The following is a 24,925-nucleotide window of genomic DNA, read 5'->3' as shown; positions in this document are numbered from 1 at the left end:
ACCCGACGGCACAGCACTCACCCGACGGCGCAGCGCCCACTCGACGGCACAGAAACAAGGGGACTTTCCGGTGAAACAGGTCGTGCAGAACTACAAGAGCGGTGAGCTGGCGGTGCTCGACGTGCCGGTGCCCGGGTGCAAGCCCGGCGGGGTGCTGGTCCGCAGCGCCTTCTCGCTGATATCCACCGGGACCGAGCTCATGAAGGTGTCCGAGGCCGGCATGTCGATGGTCGGCAAGGCCCGCTCCCGTCCGGACCAGGTGGCCAAGGTGATGCAGAGCGTGGCCACCAACGGCCTGCCCGCCACCTACCGCAAGGTGATGGGCAAGCTGGACTCCTACACGCCGCTGGGCTACTCGCTGTGCGGGGTGGTCGAGCAGGTCGGCGCCGGGATCGACGACGTGAAGGTCGGCGACCTGGTGGCCTGCGCCGGCAACGAGCACGCGCTGCACGCCGAGCTGAACTGGGTGCCGAAGAACCTCTACAGCCCGGTGCCGGACGGCCTCGCACCCCGGCACGCGGCCTTCGGCACCGTCGGGTCGATCGCCCTGCAGGGCGTGCGGCAGGGCGAGCCGCAGCTCGGCGAGGTGGCGCTGGTCGTCGGCCTCGGGCTGATCGGGCAGCTGGTGGTGCAGCTCCTCGCCGCCTCGGGGGTCCGCGTCGTCGGGGCCGACCCCGACCCGGTGCGCTGCGAGCTCGCCGAGCGCCTGGGCGCCGCGGCCGCCGGCGATCCCGGGTCCGCGGCGGTGGAGGCCGCCGTCGCCGAGCTGACCGGCGGTCACGGGGTCGACCAGGTGTACCTGGCCGCCGGCGGCGGCAGCAACCAGCCCGTCGAGCTGGCCGCCCGCCTGAGCCGGGACCGCGGCCGGGTCGTCGACATCGGCAAGTGCCGCCTCGACCTGCCGTGGAACGCGTACTACGAGAAGGAGCTCGACGTCCGGTTCTCCCGCTCGTACGGCCCCGGGCGCTACGACCCGGAGTACGAGCTGGAGGGGCGGGACTACCCGATCGGCTACGTGCGCTGGACCGAGCGCCGCAACCTGGCGTGCTTCCTCGACCTGCTCGCCCGCGGCCGCGTCGACGTCGAGCCCCTGATCTCCCACGTGGCCGACTTCGACGACGCCGTCGAGACGTACCAGCGTCTGAAGGACGGCGAGTTGAAGGCCGTGGCCGTGCTGTTCCGGTACCCCGGCCCCGGGGAGGAGGAGAAGGCGCCGGCCCCGGCGGTGGCGGTGCCCGCGGTGCGCCGCGGCGGCGGGGCGTCCTCCCCGGCCCGGCCCGCCGGGACGCCGGTGCGGCTGGCGTTCGTCGGCGCGGGGAACTACGCGACGTCGATGATCCTGCCGCACCTGGCGCGGCGCGACGGCGTCACGCTGTCCACGGTCGTCACCACGACGGCGCTGTCCGCGGCCAACGCGCAGCGGAAGTTCGGCTTCGCCCAGGCGACCACCGACCTCGACGCGGTGCTGGGCGACAAGTCCGTCGACGCGGTGTTCGTGGTCACCCGGCACAGCTCGCACGCCGACCTGACCCGCCGGGCGCTGCTCGCCGGCAAGACGGTGTTCGTGGAGAAGCCCCTGGCGCTCACCGAGGACGAGCTGGCCGGGGTGCTCGCGGCGGTGGAGGAGTCCGGCAACGACCGCCTGCAGGTGGGCTTCAACCGCCGGTTCGCGCCGCTGCTGCGGGAGGCCAGGACCAGGTTCGGCGCCCGGACCGGGCCGGCGAGCCTGCGCTACCTGGTCAACGCGGGCCGGCTGCAGCACGGCAGCTGGTACCTCCGGCAGGACTCCGAGGGCTCGCGGTTCGCCGGCGAGGGCGGGCACTTCATCGACACGGCGAGCTGGCTGCTGGACGCCGACCCGGTCTCGGTGTACGCGGTGGCCCCGGCCGGCAACGAGGACCTCCAGGTGGTGCTGCGCTACCCGGACGGCTCCACCGCCACCATCAGCTACGTCACCACGGGCGCGTCCGGCTTCCCCAAGGAGACGCTGGACCTCGTCGCGGACGGCAAGGTGCTGAAGCTCGACGACTTCGTCCGCGCCTCGGTGCACTTCGAGAGCACGGCCGGACGCAAGCGGTGGGTCAGCTCGCGGCTGCCGAAGGCCCGGGACAAGGGCCAGGAAGCCGAACTGGCCGCGTTCGTCGCGGCCGTGCGGACCGGCGGGCCGCTGCCGGTGCCGCTGGAGTCGCTGGTCGCCACCACGGCGGCCACCCTCGCCGTGCAGTCCGCCCTGGTCGGCGGCGCGCCGGTGACCCTGGCGAGGTCGCGATGACCATGGGCGCGGGCTGGTACCTGCGGCGGCTGTCCCGGATGGGGCCGCAGGAGGTCGGCGGCCGGGTGGGCGACGCGGTGCGCAGGCGGCGGTGGCGGTCGGCGCCGCCGGACTGCCCGCCGGTGGCGGGCGCCCGGTTCACCGCCGTGCTGCCCGCCGGGGCGGTCGCCGCGGTGCCGTCGGACGCCGCGAAGCGCCTCGTCGCCGAGGCGGACCGGTTGCTGGACGGGCACGCGGAGTGGTTCGGGGTGGAGCGGGACGACCTGGTCGACCCCGACTGGTGGCGCGACCCGAAGACCGGGCGGCGGGCGCCGTCCGGCTACGCCTTCGACGTGCCGTACCGGAGCGAGGACGCGGTCGGCGACGTCAAGCAGATCTGGGAACCGTCCCGGCACCAGTACCTGACGGTGCTCGCCGCCGCCTACGCCGTCACCGGCGACGAGCGGTACGCCGAGCGGGTGGCCGAGCACCTGCGGTCCTGGTGGGCGGCCAACCCGCCGCTGCGCGGCGTGCACTGGATCAGCGGCATCGAGCTGGGCATCCGGCTGCTGTCCTGGGTGTGGGTGCGCCGGCTGCTCGACGGCTGGCCGGGCGCGGCCGGGCTGTTCGAGGGCAACCCGGTGGCGCTGAACCAGATCTGGCACCACCAGCGCTGGCTGGCCGCCTTCCCCAGCCGGGGGTCGTCGGCGAACAACCACGTGATCGCCGAGGCCGCCGGGCAGTTCGCCGCGGCCTGCGCGTTCGGGTGGTTCCCCTCGTCGGCGCGCTGGCGGTCCGCCGCGCTGCGGTCGCTGGAGCGGAACCTGCGCGCCAACACCTTCCCCTCCGGCCTCAACCGCGAGCTGGCCACCGAGTACCACGGGCTCGTCCTGGAGCTCGGCCTGGCCGCGGTGGCCGAGGCGGACGCCGCGTCCGTGCCGGTCCCCGCGACCGTCCGGCTCGTGCTGCTGCGGATGACCGACGCGCTCGCGGCCGTCGTGGACAACCGCTTGCGGCCCCCGCGCCAGGGGGACGCGGACGACGGGCACGGTCTGGTCCTGGACGGCGCGGGCACCGACCGCTGGGGCTCGCTGCTGGCCACCGGGGACGCCGTGTTCGGCCGGCTCGCCTGGTGGCCGGCGGTGACCGGCACCGATGTGCGCACCCCGCTGCTGGCCGCGCTCCTCCGGCCGTACGCGCGGAACGGGACCGTGGCCCGCCCGGCCGAGCGGCCGTCCCACTTCGCCGACGCGGGCCTGACCGTGCTGCGCGGCCCGGAGGAGATCTGGTGCCGCTGCGACGGCGGTCCGCACGGGTTCCTGTCCATCGCCGCGCACGCCCACGCGGACGCGCTGTCCGTGGAGGTCCGGCACGACGGCGTCGACGTGCTCGCCGACCCGGGGACGTTCTGCTACCACGGGCAGCCCGAGTGGCGGCAGTACTTCCGGTCGACCCTGGGCCACAACACCCTGCAGCTGGACGGCGGTGACCAGTCGGTCTCCGGCGGCCCGTTCCTGTGGACCCGGCACGCCCGCAGCCGCGTCCTGGTCGCGGACGCCTCCGGGGAGGGCGTGGCCCGCTGGAGCGCCGAGCACGACGGCTACCAGGCCTCGGTGCACCGCCGCCGGGTGGAGCTGACCGCCGCGACCCGGGAGCTGCGGATCGTCGACGAGGTGCGCGGACCGCGCCGGGCCGTGCGCCTGGCGTTCCACCTCGGCCCGGCGGTCACCGCGGACCTGACGGGGCACCGGGCGGTGCTGACCTGGACCCGGGGCGGCGAGGACCGCTCGGCGGTGCTCGATCTTCCCGGGCAGCTGTCCTGGTCGGCGCACCGCGGCGAGACCGACCCGCCGCTCGGCTGGTACTCCGCCGGCTTCGGACGCAAGGAGCCCGCCACCACGCTGGTCGGCACCGGCTTCGCCGACGGCGCGCAGGGGTTCACCACCGTGCTCGGGTTCCGCGGTTAGGGAGCGGGGGCGCGTGGGGACGAGGAGAGGGCACCGGGGAGCGTCGGCGGCGGCGGCGCTGACGCTCGCCCTGCTGGTGGCGACCGGCTGCACGAGCGGGTCGGACGCCCCGGCGGAGCCGACCGCGCCGCCGTCCGGGCCCGTGGCCGTGGCCCGGGTGTGCGCCGCCCCGGCGGCCGGGCCCGCGACGGCGCCCGCGGGCGCGGTGACGGTCGACCCCGCGGTCGTCGACGACCTGGCCGCGAAGACCAGGGACAACCCGCCGCACACCACGTTCTGGCTCCTCCCGGGCACGCACACCCTCGAACCGGACCGCTACGCCCAGGTGATGGCCAAGGAGGGGAACACCTACCTCGGCGCGCCGGGCGCGGTGCTCGACGGCCGGAAGACCAACAACTACGCGTTCAGCGGTACCGCCCCCGACGTCACCATCCGCTACCTGACCGTGCAGGGCTTCGTCGCGCCGCACGACGAGGGCGTGGTCAACCACGACATGGCCGACGGGTGGGTGATCGAGCACGCGACGATCCAGGAGAACTCCGGCGCCGGGCTGATGGCCGGCGCCCGCCAGCAGGTCCGCGCCAACTGCCTGCGCGACAACGGGCAGTACGGGATGAACGCCTACAAGACCGGCGACTCCATCCGGGGCCTGCTGGTCGAGGGCAACGAGATCGTGGGCAACAACACCGACGACTGGGAGCGGCGGCAGCCGGGCTGCGGCTGCACCGGAGGCGTCAAGTTCTGGGCCGTCGACGGCGCCGACGTCCGCGGCAACTGGGTGCACGACAACCGCGGCGCCGGGTTGTGGGCGGACAACAACAACAACGACTTCCTCTTCGAGGACAACGTACTGGAGTCCAACGACGGCACCGCGCTGATGTACGAGACCAGCTACAACGCGGTCATCAGGAACAACACGATCCGGCGCAACAACTGGGTCGAGGGCCGCCGCCACGCCGCCGCCGACGACAACTTCCCGTACGCGGCGGTCTACGTGTCGGAGGCCGGCGGCGAACCCCGGGTCCCGGCCCGCACGGACCGGATCGAGATCTACCGGAACGTCCTGGAGGACAACTGGTCCGGGATCACCCTGTGGGAGAACGCCGACCGGTTCTGCAACAGCCCGGCCAACACCTCGACCGGCTACTGCACGCTGCTGGTGAAGGACACCCGGCGCTGCGTGAAGCCGGAGATCGACACCGCACCGCTCTACGCCGACTGCCGGTGGAAGACCCAGCGGGTGGACATCCACGACAACCGCTTCTCCCTCGACACCTCCGTCGTCAAGTGCACGGTGGAGTGCGCCCGCATGGCGGTGCTCTCCAACTACGGCACCTACCCGGACTGGTCGCCGTACAAGGGCAAGCGGGTGGCCCAGGCGATCACCCTCGAACAGGACAACCGCTGGCACGACAACGCCTACCTCGGACCGTGGAGCTTCGTCGTCGACGACCCGGACCGGAAGCTCGACGCCGCGAAGTGGCAGGGCGCGCCGTACCGGCAGGACCCGGGCAGCACCTTCGCCCCGCAGGCCGGTGGTTGAGGTGGGCGGGGAACCGATGCGCGGCGGGACGGCGGGCGGACCGGGCACGGCGGGCGGACCGGGCACGGTGCTCCCCCGGCCCGGTGCCGAGCGGCGCCCCGACGCCACGCCGAAGGCCGTCTGGATCGTCTGGGCGCTCCTGGGCCTCAACACCCTCGGCTCCGCCGGGGCGAAGACCGTCGTGCGGCTGCCCCGCTCCCTCATCCAGATGGCCACCATGGGCGCGCTGGTCTCCGCGTTCGCACTGGCGCTCGTGCTCAACCTCCGGCTGCGCATCCGGGCGAGCGCCTTCCTGTTCCTGCTCAGCCTGCTGCTGGTGCCGAGCCTGATCTCCAGCCTGCACCTGGAGGTCGGCGTCGGCGCGCTGTTCCGCTGCGCCCGGCTGACCCTCTTCATCGGCACGCTGTGGCTGCTCAGCCGCTGGTGGACCGGCAGCCTGATGCTCGTCCGGACCCACATCCGGATGTACTTCGGGGTGCTCGTGTCGGTGGCCGCCGGCCTGGTGATCTCACCGGGCACCGCCATGCCCGAGTACTACGGCGGCCGCCTGGTCGGCGCGCTGTGGCCGCTCACCCCGCCGCAGATCGGACAGTACTCCGCGGTGATCATCGGGCTCACCGTGCTCCTCCTGCTGGACCGCCGGACCACCGGGAGCAGCGCGGCGGTGGTCATCGTGCCGACGCTCGTCCTGCTCGCGATGACCCACACCCGGACGGCCACCGTCGGCCTGCTCATCGGGCTGGCGCTGGCGATCGGCTCGCTCGTGCTGACCAGCGCCGCCGCCCGGCGGTTCTTCGCCTGGGCGGTGGTGACCGCCACGGTGGCCGCGGTCGCGTTCTCCTCCGCGCTGCAGGCGTGGTTCATGCGCGGGCAGAGCAAGGAGAACTTCTCCAACCTCACCGGCCGGGCCAAGGTCTGGGACGCCCTGCTGACGGCGCCCCGGACCCTCCCGGAGCGGGTGTTCGGCACCGGCCTGGGCGACAAGTCGTTCGGCGGGCTGCCGATCGACAACAGCTGGCTGGCCGTCTACAACGAGCAGGGCCAGCTCGGCATCGTCCTCGTGGCGGCGATCCTGCTCGCGCTGGGCGGGATCGCGCTGCTGCGCCCGCCCTCGCTGCCGAGGGCCTGCGCGATCTTCCTGATCAGCTACGTCGCGATCTCCTCGTACACCGAGGCCGGGCTCGGCGACGCCTCGCCCTACCTGCTGCACCTCGCCCTGGCCGCCTCGCTGCTCGCGGCACCGGCCGCGGCCGCACCCCTGACGGCGCCCGCGGTACCGCGGCGACGCGTCCCGCGCTGGAACCGGAATCGGGAGGTGACCTGACCATGCACGTCCTCGTGGTGCACAACCGCTACTCCTCGGCGCAGCCGAGCGGGGAGAACAGGGTCGTCGACGAGGAGGTGGGGCTGCTGCGCGCGGCCGGCCACCGGGTCGACGTGTTCGAGCGGCGCAGCGACGAGATCGCCACCCGCTCGCTGCTCGGCAAGGCCGCGGTGCCGCTCCTCGTGCCGTGGAACCCGGCGGTCCGCACGGAGCTGACCGCCCGGCTCCGCGCCGAGCGGCCGGACGTGGTGCACGTCCACAACGTCTTCCCGCTGCTGTCGCCGGCGGTGATCGCCGCCTGCGCCGACGCCGGCGTGCCCGTCGTCGCCACGCTGCACAACTACACCCAGGTCTGCCCGCCCGGCACGCTGCACCGGGACGGCGCGGCGTGCACCGAGTGCGTCGGGACGGTGGCGTCGCTGCCCGCCGTCCGGCACGGCTGCTACCGGAACTCGCGGCTCGCGACGGTGCCGCTCGCGGTCAGCCTGGCGGTCAACCGGCGGCGGTGGTGGTCCGGTGTGGAGCGGTTCTTCTGCATCTCCGCGGCGCAGCGCGACATCCTGGTGCGGTCCGGCATGCCGGCCGAGCGGCTGGTGGTGAAGCACAACTTCGTGCCCGACCCCGGCACCGACCGGGCGGACTCCGGCGAGCACGTGCTCTTCCTCGGCCGGCTCACGGAGTCCAAGGGCGTGCGGCTGCTCATGGCCGCGTGGGACGCGGTCGCCGCGGACGGCGGTGTCGGTGTGCCGCTCGTGCTCGCCGGCGCGGGGCCGCTGGAGTCCGAGGTGACCGCGTGGGCGGCGGGCCGGGACGACGTGCGCTACGCCGGCCTGTACGACCCGGAGCAGGTCCGGCGGGCCGTCGCGCGATCGGTCGCCGTGGTGGCCCCGTCGATGTCGCTGGAGACGTTCGGCCTGGTGGTCGGGGAGGCGATGGCGGCGGGGGTCCCGGCCGTCGCCGCCGGTCACGGCGCCCTCGCCGAGCTGGTGCAGGACGGGGTAACCGGGCTGCTGCACCGGCCGGGTGACGCGGCCTCGCTCGCGGCCTGCCTCCGCCGGGTCACGGCCGATCCGGCGGGCAACCGGGAGATGGGCCGGGCCGCCCGGCACCGTTACGACCAGGCGTTCAGTCCGGTGGTCGGGCTGGAGCGCCTGGTGGAGGAGTACCGCACCGCGATCGCGGGGCGGTCCGGGGGCGCGGACGGCGCGCCGCCGGTGGTAGGGACGAACGCTGGCTCGCGGCGGGACACCCGCGCGGGCAGGAAATGGGGGCAGTAGATGACACGATGCCGACTCTGCGGCTCGACGGCGCTGGGGAGCGTCGTCGACCTGGGGGCGACCCCGCCGTGCGAGAGCTTCCTCGCCGCGGACGAGCTGGACCGGCCGGAACCGACGTACCCGCTGCACCTGCGGGTCTGCACCGACTGCTGGCTCGCGCAGATCCCGCCGCTGATCACGCCGGAGGAGACGTTCACGCAGTACGCGTACTTCTCCTCGTACTCGACCTCCTGGGTGGAGCACGCGCGCGCCTTCGTCGCCGACGCCGTGCCGCGGCTGGGCCTCGGCCCCGACTCCTTCGTGGTCGAGGTCGCGAGCAACGACGGGTACCTGCTGCGGCACGTGGTGGACCGGGGCATCCGCTGCCTCGGCGTCGAACCGTCGGTGAACGTCGGCGCGGCGGCGCGGGAAGCGGGCGTGCCCACGCTCACGGAGTTCCTGGACCCGGCCACCGGCGCGGCCGTCCGCGCCGAGCACGGCCCGGCGGACCTGGTCGTCGCCAACAACGTGTACGCGCACATCCCCGACGTGGTCGGGTTCACCCGGGGGCTGCGCGCCCTGGTCGCCGACGACGGCTGGGTCTCCGTCGAGGTGCAGCACCTGCTGACCCTGATCGAGGAGAACCAGTACGACACGATCTACCACGAGCACTTCCAGTACTACACGGTCGCTTCCGCGGCCCGGGCGCTGGAGAGCGGCGGACTCGCGCTCGTGGACGTCGAGCTGCTGCCCACGCACGGCGGCTCCGTCCGGCTGTGGGCCCGGCCGGCCGAGGTGGCCGGCGAGCCGAGCCGGCGGGTGGCCGACGTGCTGGACCGGGAGAAGGCCGCCGGGCTGCGGGAGCTGTCCGGGTACACCGAGTTCTCCGCCCGGGTGGCCAAGGTGCGCCGGGACCTCCTGCGCTTCCTGGTCGAGGCGGCCGAGCGCGGCGAGACGGTCGTCGGCTACGGCGCCCCGGGCAAGGGCAACACCCTGCTCAACCACTGCGGCATCCGGCCCGACCTGCTCCCGTACACGGTCGACCGGAACCCCTACAAGCACGGCAGGTTCACCCCGGGCACCCGCATCCCGATCCTGCCGCCCGAGCAGATCGCCACCGACCGGCCGGACTACGTCCTCGTCCTCCCGTGGAACCTGCGGGACGAGCTGGTCGAGCAGCTGTCCTTCGTGCACGCCTGGGGCGGCCGGCTGGTCTTCCCCATCCCGGAACTCAGCATTGTCGAGGTCAAGCCGTGAAGGTCGTCCTGTTCTGCGGCGGTTACGGGCTGCGCATGCGCAGCGGAGCCTCCGACGACGTGCCCAAGCCGATGGCGATGGTCGGCCCGCGGCCGCTCATCTGGCACGTGATGCGCTACTACGCGTACTTCGGGCACACCGAGTTCATCCTGTGCCTCGGGTACGGGGCCCACCACATCAAGGACTTCTTCCTCAACTACGAGGAGACGACGTCCAACGACTTCGTGCTGCGGGGCGGGCGGACCGAGCTGCTGTCCACCGACATCGCCTCCTGGACGATCACGTTCGCGCAGACCGGCATCGAGTCGCCGATCGGGGAGCGGCTGCGCCGGGTGCGCCACCACCTGGACGGCGACGAGATGTTCCTCGCCAACTACGCCGACGTGCTCACCGACGCCCCGTTGCCGGAGATGATCGACCGGTTCGCCCGGCGCGACGCCGGCGCGTCGATGATGGTGGTGCCGCCCCAGCAGTCGTTCCACTGCGTGGAGCTGGCCGAGGACGGCCTGGTGGGGGGCATCACCGCGGTGAGCGAGCTGCCGCTGTGGGAGAACGGCGGCTACTTCGTGCTCCGCCAGGAGGTCTTCGACCACATCCCGGAGAACGGGGACCTGGTCGCCGACGGCTGCACCCAACTGGCCAAGCGCGGCCGGCTGGTGGCCCACCAGCACCGCGGCTTCTGGAAGCCGACCGACACCGTGAAGGAGCGGGCCGCGCTCGACGCCGCCTACACCCGGGGCGACCGCCCGTGGGCCGTGTGGGAGCGGGACGCCGTGGGCGCGGGCGGCAGCGGGACCGGCGCGGTGGCGGGGACCGCGTGATCCGGCTCGGGGCCGGGCGCCCGGACCGGATCGCCGCGGTGGGGGCGCACTGCGACGACATCGCGATCGGCGCCGGCGGCACGCTGCTGACGATGTGCCTCGCGCGGCCGGGCCTCAGGGTCGACGCGCTGGTGCTCTCCGGCGGTGGCGGCGAGCGGGAGCAGGAGGAGCGGGAGGCGCTCGCCGCCTTCTGCCCGGACGCCGACCTGCGCCTGACCGTGCTCAAGCTGCCGGACGGCCGGCTGCCCGCGCACTGGGACGAGGCCAAGGCCTCGGTCGAGGAGCTGCGCGGGCGGACCGAGCCGGACCTGGTCCTCGCACCGCGCACCGAGGACGCGCACCAGGACCACCGCGGCCTGGCGCGGCTGGTGACCACCGCGTTCCGCGACCACCTCGTACTCGGCTACGAGATCGTCAAGTGGGACGCCGACCTCGGCCGTCCGACGGCGTACCAGCCGCTCTCCCCGGAGGTCGCCGAGGAGAAGGTGCGGCTGCTGCAGGAGCACTACCCCTCGCAACGGCACCGGCCCTGGTACGACCGGGAGGCCTTCCTCGGGCTGGCACGGATCCGCGGCATCGAATGCCACGAGCGCTACGCCGAGGCGTTCGCGGTCACCAAGTTCACACTCGATCTCGGCACTCTCAACCTGGGGGGTTGAACCATGCGCGTACTGCTGACCGGACACCAGGGCTACCTGGGCACCGTGATGGCCCCGGTCCTCGCGGCCGCCGGACACGACGTCGTCGGGCTGGACGCCGGCCTGTTCGCGGACTGCGTCCTCGGCCCGACGCCCGCCGACCCGCCGGGGCACCGGGTGGACCTGCGCGACGTCACGGCCGACCACGTGGCCGGGGTGGACGCCGTGATCCACCTGGCCGCGCTGTCCAACGACCCGCTGGGCTCGCTGGCGCCGGACCTCACCTACGACATCAACCACCACGCCTCCGTGCGGCTGGCCCGGCTGGCCCGCGAGGCCGGGGTGCGGCGCTTCCTGTACGCGTCGACCTGCTCGGTCTACGGTGCCGCCGGCGGTGACGACCTGGTCACCGAGGACGCCCCGCTGCGGCCGGTGACGCCGTACGCGGAGTCCAAGGTGCGGGTGGAGGACGACCTGCACGCGCTGGCCGACGGCGACTTCAGCCCGGTGTACCTGCGCAACGCCACCGCCTTCGGCTTCTCGCCCCGGCTGCGCGCCGACATCGTGCTGAACAACCTGGTGGGCCACGCCCTCCTGTCCGGCGAGGTGCTGGTGCTCTCCGACGGCACCCCCTGGCGCCCGCTGGTGCACGCCGCCGACATCGCGCGGGCCTTCGCGGCCGCGCTGGTGGCGCCGCGGGAGGCGGTGCACGACCGGGCGTTCAACATCGGCAGCGAGACCAACAACGTCACCGTCGCCGAGATCGCCGGACAGGTCGCCGAGGCGGTGTCCGGCGCGAAGGTGGTGATCACCGGGGAGAACGGTGCCGACCCGCGGTCCTACCGGGTGGACTTCTCCCGGTTCCGCGCGGCGCTGCCCGGCTTCGACTGCGAGTGGACGGTGAAGCGGGGCGCACTCGAACTCGCCGACGCCTACCGTCAGTTCGGGCTCACCCGGGAGGGCTTCGAGCAGCGCTTCACCCGGCTGGCCGTGCTGCGCGCGGCGTCCGACGCCGGCACCGTCGACGACACCCTGCGGTGGCGCCGATGACCGCGGTGGGCGACCGGATGCACGCGCTGGTGGAGCGGCTGTACCCGCTCTGCCGGAGCATCACCGGCGACGGCGTGCGCGCCACCCTGGACATCGTCGGCGAGTACCTCCCGCTGCAGGTGCACGAGGTGCCGACCGGGACGCAGGTGCTCGACTGGACGGTGCCGCAGGAGTGGAACATCCGGGACGCGTACATCGCCGACGCCGCCGGCCGCCGGGTCGTCGACTTCGCCGCGTCCAGCCTGCACGTGCTCGGCTACAGCGTCCCGGTGGCGGCGACCATGCCGCTGGCCGAGCTGCGCGGACACCTGCACACCCTGCCCGACCACCCGGCCTGGGTGCCGTACCGCACCAGCTACTACAAACCCGAATGGGGGTTCTGCCTGGCCCAGGAGACCCTGGACGCGATGCCGGACGGCGAGTACGAGGTGCGCATCGACTCCACGCTCGCGGACGGCCACCTCACCTACGCCGAGCACGTCGTCCCCGGGCAGGTCACCGACGAGGTGATCGTCTCCTGCCACGTCTGCCACCCCGCGCTGGCCAACGACAACATGGCGGGCGTCGCGGTGGCGGTCTTCCTCGCGCGGGAGCTGGCGGAGCGGAACCCGTACCACACCTACCGGTTCATCTTCGCGCCGGGCACCATCGGGGCGATCACCTGGCTGGCCCGCAACGCGGAGCGGGTGGAGAGGGTCAAGCACGGGCTGGTGCTGGCCTGCGCCGGCGACCGGGGCCCGCTGACGTACAAGCAGAGCAGGCGCGGCGACGCGGAGATCGACCGAGTGCTGAAGCACGTCCTTCGCGCGAGCGAACGACCGCACCACGTCAACGAGTTCACGCCGTACGGCTACGACGAGCGGCAGTACTGCTCGCCGGGGTTCGACCTCGGCGTCGGCTCGCTCACCCGGACCCCGTACGCCGGGTACCCCGAGTACCACACCTCGGCGGACAACCCGGACTTCGTCTCCCCCGAGGCGATGGCGGACACCCTCGCGGTCTGCCGGGAGGCGTTCGCCGTCCTCGACCGCAACCGGCGGTACCTCAACCTCAGCCCGTACGGCGAACCGCAGCTGGGCCGGCGCGGGCTGTACGACTCGCTGGGCGGCCGCAGCGACGCCAAGCAGGCGCAGCTGGCCATGCTCTGGGTGCTCAGCCTCTCCGACGGGGAGCACAGTCTGCTGGACGTCGCCGAGCGGTCCGGGCTGCCGTTCGACACCGTCGCCGCCGCGGCCGACGCCCTGCACGACGCCGAGCTGATCAAGGCGGCCTGACGCCGATGACCACCGAGAGGGAGAAGACGACGACCCGGGCGGACCCTCCCGGGCGGACCCGGCGGACCGCCGGCCGGGGCGTCGCCGGCCGGCTGTCCTGGGGGCTGGCCGACCAGGCGGTCTCCAGCATGACCAACTTCGCGGTGGGCGTCTTCGTGGCCCGCTCGCTGGGGGTGACCGCGTTCGGCGTGTTCAGCCTGGCCTGGCTGACCTACGGCCTGGTGCTCAACGTCGCCCGCGGGCTGGCCACGGACCCGCTCATGGTGCGGTTCAGCGGCGTACCGGACACGGTCTGGCGTGCGGCGGCGGCCCGGTCGTCCGGGACCGCGCTCGTCATCGGCTCCTCCCTCGGCGCCGTGTGCCTGCTCATCGGGCTCGGCCTCGGCGGCCGGATCGGGCCCGCGTTCGTCTGCCTCGGCGCCGCCCTGCCGGCGCTGCTGCTCCAGGACTCCCGGCGGTTCGCGTTCTTCGCCGCCGGCGCCGGGCGGAAGTCGTTCGCCAACGACCTCGTCCAGGGCGTCGCGCTCGTCCCGGCGATGGTCGTGGCGGCCCGCGTGAACACCGTGCCCGCCTTCCTGCTGGCCTGGGGCGCCGCCGCCGCGGTGGCCGCCGGGTACGGCTTCCTCCAGTCCGGCATCCGGCCCCGGGTGACCGCGGCCCGCGGGTGGCTCCGCGAGCAGCGCGACCTCGGCAGCCGGTACCTGGCCGAGAACGTCAGCCTGAGCGCCGCCGGCCAGCTCCGGGCGTACGGGCTCGGCGCGATCGTCGGGGTCGGCGCGGTGGGGACGGTCCGGGGCGCCGAGCTCCTGCTCGGCCCCTTCCTCGCCCTGCTGATGGGACTGTCCCTGGTCACCGTGGCGGAGGCGGCCCGGGTGCTGCGGCAGGCACCGCACCGGCTCGGCGGGTTCTGCCTCCGGCTGGGCGGCGGACAGGCCGCCGCCGCGCTGCTGTGGGGCGCCGCACTGCTGCTGATGCCGGACCGGATCGGTGAGCTCGTCCTCGGCGACGTCTGGCACTCGTCCTCGGATCTCATCGTCCCGGCCACCCTCGGCGTCGCCGGCGCCGGCCTCGGCAGCGGCGCGGCGGCCGGACTGCGCGCGCTCGCCGCGGCCCGGCGGAGCCTGCGCTGCCAACTGTTCGCCTCCGCCTGCTACCTCGGCGGCGGGCTCGGCGGAGCCGCCCTGGCCGGCACGGCCGGCTCCGCCTGGGGCGTCGCCACCGCGACCGCCTGCGGCTCGGCCGTGTGGTGGCAGCAGCTGAGGGCCGCCCTGCGCGAGCACCACCGAGCCCCCGCCCCCGAAGTGGCGGACGACATCCCCGAAGTGAGGACTCCATGACCGCCGTACCCCGGTTGAGCATCGGGCTGCCCGTCTACAACGGCGAGGAGTACCTCGCCGAGTCGCTCGACGCCCTGCTCGGCCAGACCTTCGAGGACTTCGAGCTGGTCGTCTCCGACAACGCCTCGACCGACGCGACCCAGGACATCTGCCGCCGCTACGCCGCGCGGGACTCGCGCATCCGCTACCTCCGGCTGCCCCGGAACATCGGCGCCTCGCCGAACCACAACCACGTGTTCACCGAGTGCCGCGGCGAGCTGTTCAAGTGGGCCTCGCACGACGACCTGTACGCCCGGGACCTGCTGCTGCGCTGCGTGGAGGCACTGGACGAGCGGCCCGACGTGATCCTCGCGCACGCCGACCAGGCGATCGTCGACGGCGACGGCCGGGTGAAGGTCCCCTACGAGTACGGGCTCGCCACCGGCTCGCCGCACGCGCCGGAGCGCTTCCGCAGCATGCTGTTCGAACCCGGCGGCGACGACTTCTACGGGGTGATCCGGGCCGACGTGCTGCGCCGGGTCAAGCCGCTCGACAGCTACCACCACGCGGACCGCACCTTCGTCGCCGAGATCGGCCTGCGCGGGCGCTTCCACCAGGTGCCGGAACTGCTGTACTTCCGCCGCGACCACCCCACCCGCGCCGAGCGGGCGAACCCCTCCAAGCGCTCGCGGTGCGTCAACCTGGACCCGCGCCGGGCCGGACCACTGCACCCGACCCCCCGGCTGCTCGCCGAGTACGTCTGGGGCTTCGTCGCGATGCTCCAGCGGGTGCCGCTGTCCCCGGCCGACCGGCGCGAGTGCTACCGCCACCTCGCCGCCTGGGCCGCCAGCCGGGCCCGGCCGGGCGCCGGCGAGCGGGTCGAGGACCGCGCCCCGGTCGACCCGGACCGGCTCGCCGTCTCCGTGGACGCCCTGGTCGCCGGGCGCGAAGGGAGGCGGGCATGACCTCCACGGCGGGAACCCCGGTGCGCGTCGGGGTGTTCGGCCTGCTCGGCTCCGGCAACCTCGGCAACGACGGCTCGCTCGAAGCCCTGCTCGGCTACCTCCGCGCCGAGCACCCGAAGGCCGTCGTCGACGCGCTGTGCGGCGGACCCGAGGCCGTCACCAGCCGGTACGGGATCCCCGCCACCCGGCTGCACTGGTACCGCGGCGAGTACCGGACCGCGTCGCGGGCGGGCTCGATCGCGGCGAAGGGCCTGGGCAAGCTCGTCGACGCCGTCCGCACCGCCGCCTGGGTGCGCCGGCACGACGTGGTGATCGTGCCGGGCATGGGCGTCCTGGAGGCCACGCTGCCGCTGCGGCCGTGGGGCTTCCCGTACGCGCTGTTCCTGCTCTGCGCGTCCGGCCGGCTGCTCGGCACCCGGGTGGCGCTGGTCAGCGTCGGCGCCGCCGAGATCCGCAGCCGGCCCACCCGGGCCCTGGTGCGCTGGTCGGCGCGGCTGGCCGCGTACCGGTCGTACCGGGACGCCCCGTCCCGCGAGGCGATGCGGGCGATGGGCGTGGACACCCGGCAGGACGAGGTCTACCCGGACCTCGCCTTCTCCCTGCCGTCTCCGCCGTCGGCCGCGCCCGACGGTCCGCCGGGCCCGGTCTGCGTCGGCGTCATGGCCTTCCACGGCGGGAACGACGACCGCGCCCGGGCGGAGGAGATCCACCGGCGCTACCTCGAAGGGACGACCCGCTTCGTCCGCGCGCTGGTCGCGGACGGCAGACGGGTCCGGCTGCTCATGGGCGACGACGTCGACCGGCCGGTGGTCGCCGCGATCCTCGACGCGGTGGACTCGCCGCTGCTCACCGCCGCCTCCCCGGCCTCGCTGGCCGACCTGATGCGGGAGACGGCCGCCGCCGACACCGTGGTGGCGACCCGGTACCACAACCTGATCTGCGCGCTGAAGGCCGGCACGCCGACGCTCGCCCTCAGCTACGCGGCGAAGAGCGAGGCGCTGATGGCCCGGATGGGGCTGGGCGAGTACAGCCACCCGGCCCGCGAGGTCGACGCCGACCGGCTGATCGAGCAGTTCCGGGCACTGGAGAAGCAGTCGCCCGAGCTGCGGCGGACCCTCGCCGAGCGGAACCTGGCCGCCCGCCGGGAGCTCGAACAGCAGTTCAGCGCCTTGACGGCGGCCCTCTTCCCGGCGGCCCACGTCCCGGCGGCCGGCCGCGCCCGCGCCCGCTCCGCCGCCCACGACCGGAACCCTGCCCGGGACCCCGCCCACGACCGGAACCCCGCGCACACCCACGACCACACCCACGACCACACCCACGACCACGCTCCACGGGAGGCTCCATGAAGGCGACCGAAGTCCCGGCGATCGCCGGCTCGTACCTGTTCGAACCGACGCCGTACGCCGACGAGCGCGGCTTCTTCTGCCGCACGTTCGACGCCGAGGTCGTCCGCTCGGTCGGCCTCGACCCGAACGCCTTCGTCCAGCACAGCGTGTCCCGCTCGGTCCGCGGCGTGCTGCGCGGCCTGCACCTGCGCTCCGGCGCAGGCGAGGCCAAGCTGGTGCGCTGCTCCTACGGGAAGGTCTTCGACGTCGTCGTGGACCTTCGGCCGGACTCGCCGACCTACCGCAACCGGGCCTTCTTCGAGCTGAGCGGCGAGACGCAGGTGAGCGTGTACATCCCGGCGGGGTGCGCCCACGGGTTCCAGGCGCTCACCGACACCGCCGACGTCTCGTACCGGATCGACCGCCCGCACGACCCGGCCGAGGACGTGACGATCGCCTTCGACGACCCGGAACTCGCCATCCCCTGGCCGCTGCCGGCCGTGTCGGTGTCCGAGCGGGACCGGAAGGCGCCGAGCCTCGCCGAGGCGCTGCGGCACGAGGGGCGGTCGGCGTGAACCCCCAGGACACCCAGGACATCCAGGACACCCAGGACACCCGCGACGCCCAGGACGCCCAGGACTCACAGGGCCGCCAGGGCTCCCAAGGCCCGTGGAGCGCCGACGAGTTCAGCCTGCCGCAGTCGCGTCGGGCGAACGAGAGGCTGCACGCGCTCGTCCCCGGGGGCGCGCACACCTACGCCAAGGGCGACGACCAGTACCCCGAGAACCTGGCCCCGGTCATCAGCCACGGCCGCGGTGCCCACGTGTGGGACATCGACGGCAACCGCTACGTCGAGTACGGCTCCGGCCTGCGGTCGGTCAGCCTCGGCCACGCCCACCCGCGCGTGCTGGAGGCGGTGCGGCGGGAACTCGACCGCGGGAGCAACTTCGTCCGGCCGTCCATCCTGGAGGTCGAGGCCGCGGAACGCTTCCTGTCCACGGTGCCGACCGCCGAGATGGTGAAGTTCGCGAAGAACGGCTCCGACGTCACCACCGCCGCCGTGCGACTCGCCCGCGCCGTCACCGGGCGCCGGATGGTCGCCATCTGCGGCGACCACCCGTTCTTCTCCGTCGACGACTGGTTCATCGGCACCACGCCGCTCTCCGCCGGTGTTCCGGCCGCGACCACCGAGCTCACCGTGGCGTTCCCCTACGGGGACCTGGCCGCCACGGAGGAACTGCTCACCCGGCACCGGGACGAGGTCGCCTGCCTGGTCCTCGAACCCGCCGGCCACACCGAACCGCCGCCCGGCTACCTCGCCGGCCTGCGCGCGCTGGCCGACCGGCACGGCTGCCTCCTGGTCTTCGACGAGATGATCACCGGGTTCCGCTGGTCCGAGGCGGGCGCCCAGGGCCTGTACGGCGTCGTCCCCGACCTCTCCACGTTCGGCAAGGCGCTGGGCAACGGGTTCGCCGTCTCCGCCCTGGCCGGGCGCCGCGAGCTGATGGAGCGGGGCGGGCTGCGGCACTCCGGCGAGCGGGTGTTCCTGGTGTCCACCACGCACGGCGCGGAGACGCACTCGCTGGCCGCCGCAATGGCCGTGCAGACCACCTACACCGAGGAGGGCGTCACCGCCCGCCTGCACGCCCTCGGCGAGCGGTTGGCCGCCGGTGTCCGCGAGGCCGCCGCACACGCGGGCGTCGGCGACCACCTCGTCCTCCGCGGCCGGGCCAGCAACCTGGTCTTCGCCACCCTCGACGAGGACCGGCAGCCGTCGCAGCAGTACCGCACCCTGTTCCTGCGCCAGCTCCTCGCGGGCGGGGTGCTGGCACCGTCGTTCGTGGTGAGCAGCGCGCTCGACGACGCCGACATCGACCACACCGTCGACGTGGTGGCCCGGGCCTGCGCCGTGTACCGGAAGGCGCTGGACGCCGGCGACCCCACCCCCTGGCTCGCCGGGCGGCCGGTGAAACCCGTGTTCCGCCGCCTGGTGTGACGCACCGTCACACAGGTCGGGCAGCCCGGTGTGACTCGGGGTGACGTGGCGTCGTCCGGCGTGACGTCAGCGACGCTCCCGCCGGACGACGTCGGCCGTCCGGTCGACCGCCCACGCGGTCGCCGGCACCACCGCCAGCGCGGTGCACAGGCCGCCGAGGGCGTCGGTCGGGTAGTGCGCGTCCAGAGCGACCTGCGCCCAGCCCATGACGGCGCCGGCGACCAGCGCCGCGGCGAGCACGAGCAGGGTGCCGGCCGTCCTGCCGAGGCCGGGCCCGTCCCGGCCTCGGCGGCGGGTCGCGAGCATCGCCACCGCGAGCGCGAACGCGGCGGCGAAGGCGGTGTGCCCGCTCGGGTAGGACAGGAACCCGCCGTGGATGGTGCGCCCCACCAGGTGCTTGAGCAGCGTCGTCGTCCCCACGGTGACGCCGACGCCGGCGACGACGAAGACCGCTGCGCGAGGACGCCGGAGCAGCAGGCAGCCCGTCACAGTGGCCGCGACCAGCGTCGCGGCCCCCACCGGCTCCCCCAAGGAGTCCGCCGCCAACGCGACGTTCCGCCACGACGGCCCCACCCCGTCCACCGCCGCCCGGGCCCGCGCGTCCACCGTGCCGGGATCGCCCACGCCGGCGTACCGGATCCCGAGCACGACGACCACCAGCGCGGCGAGGGCCGCGATCAGCCCGAGCCCCGCGCGCAGCGACGGGGGCAGCACCACGGGCGCCGGCCGGCCGGTCACGCGACCACCGCGCCCGCCCGGCTCGCGGCCGGGACCGGTTGCCGTCCTGATGTCCGTTCGGGCTCCACCTCTTCAGGCATGGGCCGAGTATGTCAGCGGCCCACCGGCGCCGACGGCCGTTCACGGAGAACGGCTCCCCCGGACCGGGCGGGGCGGCCGCTGGCGCGGGCGACCGTGCACCGACGCCGCCGCACCGGGGGCGGCGCTCCGGCGGCTCGGTACCCGGCTAGGCGGAGACGGGGAAGTCCTTGCGCTTGATCTTGGCGCGGCGGCCGTCCGGGTGGTGGAAGACGATGCCCTCGGCCAGGGTGCCGGGGGCGAAGCGGCTCTCCAGTTCGGTGAGGTAGTCGCGGAGGCCGGCGTAGTCGCGCGGAACGCCCTGGTAGACCGGCACCTCCAGGTTGAACGGCACGCACCGGTGGTCGTCCAGGCCCAGGGGGTTGCCCTGGATGCGGGGGCCGAGCGCCTCGCAGGAGTGCTCGCCGTCCGGCCACGAGGTGACGTCGGTGTTGCGGGCGGCGGCGAGGACCCACTTGTCCTCCGCGGCACCCTCGGCGGTGTCGACGTACCAGCCGTCGGTGATCCCCTGCTTCTTCTGCGGCTTGCTCGGGTTGCGCCGCTTCTCCACCCGCACCAGCTGCCCGGCCCGGACGGTGAGCCGGATGTTGGTCCCGTCGAGCTTCTCCGTCGGGGCTCCCTCGCCGTCGAACACCCATGCACACTCCCCCCGTGGCCGGTCGACGACCCGGAAGTCGCCGTCACGCTCGAACAGTGTGGGGATCTTCTCCATGACCTGCCTGCCCTTCCTGACCTGACCGACCAGTTCCTCGTGGGTGACGGCACCCGTCGCCAGACCGGCCGCCAGCGCGCGGACCAGGTCCGCGACCGAGACCTCGGCCTCGACGGCGACCCGCTTGAGTGCCTTCTTCTCCTCGGGCGAGATCCAGGCCACCAGCCGGGACCAGCCTTCGGGCGGTGTCCACCGCGCCAGCTGCTCCGGGTTCTTCCGGGGCCGGCCGCGCCCCCTGCGTTCCTCCATGGGCGGGACCCTAGGTCGGCAATTGAAGTTGTGTCAATTGGCATAACAGAAAATGGGAGGCCGGGCCCCCGCCCGCCCGCGCCCCCGCGCGGGCGGGCAGGGGCCCGGCGACCCCGAAGGGTCCCGCCGGCCGCCTCCGAAGCGCCCCGCCGGCCGCGTCCACCGACCCCGCCCCGCCGTCGACGTTCGAACGCGGAACGACGGCGCGGGCACACACCCCGGCCGCGACGAAATCCTGCCGAAATATTGCACGGACCGGACCGGGCGGTAGTATCGGTTTCCGCGCTGACTGGCAATCAAGCGCGCGCCATTCATTGGACATTGCTGTCGGGGGGCGTCGGACCGCCCCTCGGGTGGGGACGACGTGGGAAGTCGCCGGGCCGCGCCCCCCTTCCCACCCTCCGCACCGGAACCGGCCACCGGAACCGGTATGAATCCAGAGAGCGTCCATTGGTTTCCATCGCACATTCCGAGCTCGATGTCTTTCCACTCTGCCTCGGCGGCAGCGTCTTCGGATGGACCGTCGACGAGCAGACCTCGTTCCGCGTTCTCGATGCCTATGCCGCCGCGGGCGGGAACTTCATCGACACCGCCGACTCCTATTCGCAGTGGGCCCCCGGAAACACCGGCGGGGAGTCCGAGTCCATCCTCGGCAACTGGCTGGCGGCGCGCGGCCGGCGGGACCGTTTCGTGATCGCCACCAAGGTGGGCCGGCTGAACGGGCTGTCCGGGCTCACCGCGAAGGTCGTCCGGCAGGCGGTGGAGGACTCGCTGCGCCGTCTGCGGACGGACCACATCGACCTCTACTACACGCACGCGGACGACCCCGCGACTCCCCTGGAGGAGACCCTCTCCGCACTCGACGCCCTGGTCACGGAGGGGAAGGTGCGGCACATCGGCGCCTCGAACGTCAGCGGCGCCAGGCTGGCCGAGTCCCTGGAGGTCTCGAAGCGTTCCGGGCTCGCCCGGTACGTGGCCGTCCAGCCCCCTTACAACCTCATGGAACGCGAACCCTTCGAGGGCGGGATCGCGCCGGTCTGCGAGCGCGAGGGCGTCTCCTGCGTCCCGTACTTCGCCCTGGCACAGGGCTTCCTGACGGGCAAGTACCGCGAGGACGCACCCGCCGTCCACAGCGTCCGCAGCGACGCGGCGCGACCGTACGGTGAGATGCCGCGCGGCCGCGCGGTGCTCCGGGCGCTGGACACGATCGCCGCCGGGCACGGCACCGCCCCGGCCGCGGTGGCCCTGGCCTGGCTGAGGGCGCAGCCCCACGTCGTCGCCCCGCTCGCCAGCAGCAGGACGCCCGAGCAGCTCGCCGAACTGATCCCGGGCGCGACCCTGGAGCTCTCCCCGGCCGAGGTCGACTCGCTGGACACCGCGTCGCGGACCACCGCGGCGGACGACCGTGCGCACGTCGGCTGAAGGGGGCGGAGTCGCCGTGTCCCTCGCCCCGCACACCGTCCTGATCGGGTTCGACGCCCTCAAGTCCTTCATCACGGTCGCACGCGACGAATACGAGGCCTGTACGCCGGAGGAACCGCCCTCCTGTTTCGCCCTCCTGCTGGGCACCGTCGTCGACGGTGTCGCGGCCGTCACCGCCGTCCAGTTCGCGAGCAACGTCCGGGCCACCGACCCGAGGGCGCTGGAGGAGTTCGCGCGATCCATAGAGCCGTGCTTCGGAGCCGCCTACCGGAACCCCCGCCGGGGATTCTGGTGCAGCTCGAAGGACCTGCTCCGCATTCACCGGCAGGCGGACAGTGAAGGGGTCGAGATCCTGGGCTCCGTCCACCTGCACCCCGACTGGCACCGGATCGGCCCGCCCGAGGAGCGCGGGCTGCGAATAAGCGAGGATCCGACACCGATGGACCGCTACATGTTCGACAACAGCCGGTACCCGGTGAACATGATCTGCTATCTGGAATCCGGCCCGCAGGGGGCTTCCGCCGCGCTCGCGGCGTGGGGTCCTCCCCCCGAGGGCGAGGAATCGGCGCCGTGCCCCCGCCTCGTCCTGAGGTTCAGCGCCTCCTGAGGTCCGGCGCTCCCCGAGCGGCGGCAGGCCGGCTCGGGAGCGGTTCCGGTGTGCGGTGCGCCGTACACCGGAACCGCCCCCGGCAGGAGCCGGAGCCCTCAGGCCTGCCGCTTCACGCCGATGACCGCCGCTCCCAGCAGGCACGCGGCGGCGGCGGTGACGTAGGCGAGGTGGTAGCCCGCGAGCTGGTCGTCGGTGGTCGCCGCGACCAGGACCATCACCGCCACTCCCACGCTCGCGCCGATCTGCTGCGTCACGACGTTCACCGCCCCGGCGACGGCGTGCTGCTCCCCCGGGACCCCGCTGAGCCCGGCGGACGTCATCGAGGGGAAGTTCAGCCCCTGGCCGATGCCGCTGAGCACCAGGCCGGGCAGCACGTGCTGCACGTAGCCGCCGTCGTGCGGCGTGCCCATCCACAGCCCGGTGCCCACACCGATCAGGACGAGGCCGACGGCCATCAGCGTCCGCGGGGTGTACTTGGCCAGCAGGCGTCCGGTGGCGAAGTTGGCGGTGAGGAACACGGCCAGGGACATCGGCACCAGCGCCAGGCCGGACTCGAAGGGCGAGTAGTCCAGCATCCCCTGCAGGTAGAGCGGTGCGAAGAACAGCATCCCGACCGACCCCATGTACTGGAGGAACGCCGCCAGGCTCGCGGCCCGCACCGAGGCGATCCGGAAGAGGCCGAGCGGGAGCACCGGGTCGGCGGTGCGGTGCTCGCGCACGACGAACAGCACCAGCGCGACCGCCGCGGCGAGGAGCAGGACCCACGCCGAGGCGCCGTCACTGCTCACGCCGACGATGAGCAGGGTGAGTCCGAGCGTGCCGGAGATCGCACCGGGCAGGTCCAGCCGCCCGCTGTGCCCGGCACCGCCGGGCAGTCCGGCGCGCGTCGCGGCCAGCACGGCGAGCCCGAGCAGCACCGAGAACCACAGCACCGAACGCCAGCCGAAGAACTGGGTCAACACGCCGCCCAGCATCACCCCGCCGCTGAAGCTGGCGGCGCCGACCGCCGCGTAGACGCTGAGTGCCCGGTTGCGCGCCGGGCCGGCCGGGAACGTCTCGGTGAGCAGGGCCAGCGCGGCCGGCCCCGACAGGGCGGCGCCGATGCCCTGGGCGGCGCGCGCGGCCAGCAGCACCCCGATGCCGGGAGCGACCGCCCCGACCAGCGCGGACACGGTGAACAGGGCGACGCCGACCTCGAACACCCGCCGCCGTCCGAGGACATCGGCGAGTCGGCCGCCCACCAGCAGGAAGCCGGCGAAGGTGACGGCGTAGGCGGTCATGACCCACTGGAGCGTGCTGTCGTCCAGGTCGAAGCGCTCGCCGATGGACGGCAGCGCGGCGTTGAGCACTCCGAGGCCGCTCACGTCCAGTGCGAGCGCCCCGGCCAGTACGCCGAGTGCCAGCCCCGGCCGGTGCAGCGGCTCGACCGCGGTGTCGGTCATGCGGGCCCGCCGTCCGAGTCGCGGCCGGCGGGCGCCGGACCGGGTCGGTCACTGCGCCGCGGCCGGGCGGGCGCCTCCTCGGGGGCTTCCGGCCCGGCGGTGCCGGCCCGCGCACCGGGAGGTGCGGCCACGGGCACGCGGTGATGCGGGGGACGTCCGGCTAAGGAGCCGTCGGCGCCGGCTGACGCCCTGTCAGAGATCTCAACTGCCATGGGGGTCAGCTTGCATCGGCCACTCATCCGCTGTCCACCCCACCCCGTGCGCACACGATACTGGACCGCCCTCCAGCCGTTTCCCGGCATTCCGCCCACCGTGAGGGGGGCGCCGCCGGTACGCACCCGAGGCGGCCGCGACGGCCGCGACCCGCCCCCGACCCGACCGCGGCCGCCCCGTGGCCGCGGCCGTTCCGGGCGGGGACGCCCGGTTTCGGGCGTGAGGCCCGGGATGCCGTACCGACCTCAGGTCCGAGGGGAATGAACCGGACACTTTGGCGATCAAATCTCGCCATCGCCTCAACCGGCGCCCGAACGTGGGCGATCCTGTGGTCGACGCACTCTTCGTGCTCAAGGTCGGATGAAGCGACCAGCGCTGCGGGATCCTCAGCAGCGAAGTGCCCGGGAGACCGATCGACGAGAGCCGCACTCGTCGGTGACAGTACGCAGTGACCTGCCGATCCGTCTTTTCGCGACCA

20 protein-coding genes are annotated in these 24,925 nt (G+C 73.8%); 17 read left to right on the top strand and 3 right to left on the bottom strand.

What is annotated here, in order from left to right:
• The first annotated feature begins 70 nt into the window (after positions 1–70).
• The 15 genes from AC067J_RS26765 (at position 71) to AC067J_RS26695 (ending at position 18,983) form a co-directional block, all read left to right on the top strand.
• On the top strand, positions 71–2,272 hold the full coding sequence (locus AC067J_RS26765; protein ID WP_478303295.1) for a bi-domain-containing oxidoreductase: 2,202 nt from the start codon (positions 71–73) through the stop codon (positions 2,270–2,272).
• The gene (locus AC067J_RS26760) at positions 2,269–4,218 is read left to right on the top strand and encodes a heparinase II/III family protein (protein WP_478303294.1); all 1,950 of its coding nucleotides are present in this window, start codon (positions 2,269–2,271) and stop codon (positions 4,216–4,218) included. Before AC067J_RS26765 ends, AC067J_RS26760 begins: the two co-directional genes overlap by 4 nt.
• Positions 4,219–4,231: 13 nt before the next feature.
• On the top strand, positions 4,232–5,761 hold the full coding sequence (locus AC067J_RS26755) for a right-handed parallel beta-helix repeat-containing protein (RefSeq protein WP_478303293.1): 1,530 nt from the start codon (positions 4,232–4,234) through the stop codon (positions 5,759–5,761).
• A 16-nt stretch (positions 5,762–5,777) separates the two neighbouring features.
• A complete protein-coding gene (locus AC067J_RS26750; protein WP_478303502.1) occupies positions 5,778–7,085 on the top strand; it encodes an O-antigen ligase domain-containing protein in 1,308 nt (435 codons plus the stop codon).
• A gap of 2 nt (positions 7,086–7,087) precedes the next feature.
• Positions 7,088–8,362: a glycosyltransferase gene (locus AC067J_RS26745; protein ID WP_478303292.1), complete on the top strand. Its 1,275-nt coding sequence runs from the start codon at positions 7,088–7,090 to the stop codon at positions 8,360–8,362.
• A complete protein-coding gene (locus AC067J_RS26740; protein WP_478303290.1) occupies positions 8,363–9,598 on the top strand; it encodes a class I SAM-dependent methyltransferase in 1,236 nt (411 codons plus the stop codon).
• On the top strand, positions 9,595–10,419 hold the full coding sequence (locus AC067J_RS26735) for a glycosyltransferase family protein (RefSeq protein WP_478303288.1): 825 nt from the start codon (positions 9,595–9,597) through the stop codon (positions 10,417–10,419). Before AC067J_RS26740 ends, AC067J_RS26735 begins: the two co-directional genes overlap by 4 nt.
• Positions 10,416–11,078, top strand: a complete 663-nt coding sequence (locus AC067J_RS26730) for a PIG-L deacetylase family protein (RefSeq protein WP_478303286.1) — start codon at positions 10,416–10,418, stop codon at positions 11,076–11,078. Before AC067J_RS26735 ends, AC067J_RS26730 begins: the two co-directional genes overlap by 4 nt.
• A gap of 3 nt (positions 11,079–11,081) precedes the next feature.
• A complete protein-coding gene (locus tag AC067J_RS26725) occupies positions 11,082–12,107 on the top strand; it encodes an NAD-dependent epimerase/dehydratase family protein (protein WP_478303285.1) in 1,026 nt (341 codons plus the stop codon).
• On the top strand, positions 12,095–13,381 hold the full coding sequence (locus AC067J_RS26720) for a DUF4910 domain-containing protein (RefSeq protein ID WP_478303283.1): 1,287 nt from the start codon (positions 12,095–12,097) through the stop codon (positions 13,379–13,381). Before AC067J_RS26725 ends, AC067J_RS26720 begins: the two co-directional genes overlap by 13 nt.
• 5 nt (positions 13,382–13,386) lie before the next feature.
• Positions 13,387–14,718, top strand: a complete 1,332-nt coding sequence (locus AC067J_RS26715) for a hypothetical protein (RefSeq protein WP_478303281.1) — start codon at positions 13,387–13,389, stop codon at positions 14,716–14,718.
• Entirely contained in the window at positions 14,715–15,662 is a 948-nt protein-coding gene (locus tag AC067J_RS26710) for a glycosyltransferase family 2 protein (protein WP_478303279.1), read from the top strand. Before AC067J_RS26715 ends, AC067J_RS26710 begins: the two co-directional genes overlap by 4 nt.
• Entirely contained in the window at positions 15,659–17,008 is a 1,350-nt protein-coding gene (locus tag AC067J_RS26705) for a polysaccharide pyruvyl transferase family protein (RefSeq protein ID WP_478303277.1), read from the top strand. The genes AC067J_RS26710 and AC067J_RS26705 overlap by 4 nt, the downstream gene beginning before the upstream one ends.
• Complete coding sequence (rfbC, locus tag AC067J_RS26700; protein ID WP_478303275.1) at positions 17,005–17,562, top strand: dTDP-4-dehydrorhamnose 3,5-epimerase; 558 nt, start codon at positions 17,005–17,007, stop codon at positions 17,560–17,562. The genes AC067J_RS26705 and rfbC overlap by 4 nt, the downstream gene beginning before the upstream one ends.
• A gap of 116 nt (positions 17,563–17,678) precedes the next feature.
• The gene (locus AC067J_RS26695) at positions 17,679–18,983 is read left to right on the top strand and encodes a glutamate-1-semialdehyde 2,1-aminomutase (protein WP_478303501.1); all 1,305 of its coding nucleotides are present in this window, start codon (positions 17,679–17,681) and stop codon (positions 18,981–18,983) included.
• Between the two features lie 66 nt (positions 18,984–19,049).
• Here AC067J_RS26695 and AC067J_RS26690 read toward each other — a convergent pair whose 3' ends face one another.
• Positions 19,050–19,721, bottom strand: a complete 672-nt coding sequence (locus AC067J_RS26690; protein WP_478303273.1) for a phosphatase PAP2 family protein — start codon at positions 19,719–19,721, stop codon at positions 19,050–19,052.
• A gap of 226 nt (positions 19,722–19,947) precedes the next feature.
• Complete coding sequence (locus AC067J_RS26685; RefSeq protein ID WP_478303271.1) at positions 19,948–20,760, bottom strand: hypothetical protein; 813 nt, start codon at positions 20,758–20,760, stop codon at positions 19,948–19,950.
• 450 nt (positions 20,761–21,210) lie between these two features.
• On the opposite strand from AC067J_RS26685, the gene AC067J_RS26680 reads away from it, so the two are divergent.
• Positions 21,211–22,182, top strand: coding sequence for an aldo/keto reductase (locus AC067J_RS26680; RefSeq protein ID WP_478303270.1), 972 nt, complete (start codon positions 21,211–21,213; stop codon positions 22,180–22,182).
• A 16-nt stretch (positions 22,183–22,198) separates the two neighbouring features.
• Complete coding sequence (locus AC067J_RS26675; RefSeq protein ID WP_478303268.1) at positions 22,199–22,789, top strand: hypothetical protein; 591 nt, start codon at positions 22,199–22,201, stop codon at positions 22,787–22,789.
• A 98-nt stretch (positions 22,790–22,887) separates the two neighbouring features.
• Here AC067J_RS26675 and AC067J_RS26670 read toward each other — a convergent pair whose 3' ends face one another.
• Positions 22,888–24,234 (bottom strand): MFS transporter, encoded by a 1,347-nt coding sequence (locus tag AC067J_RS26670; protein ID WP_478303266.1) that lies wholly within the window; start codon positions 24,232–24,234, stop codon positions 22,888–22,890.
• Positions 24,235–24,925 lie beyond the last annotated feature (691 nt).

This window comes from Kitasatospora sp. NPDC042419 (assembly GCF_056437345.1).
The sequence above is the reverse complement of the archived record's forward strand: the minus strand, read 5'-3'. Positions and strand labels throughout refer to the sequence as shown.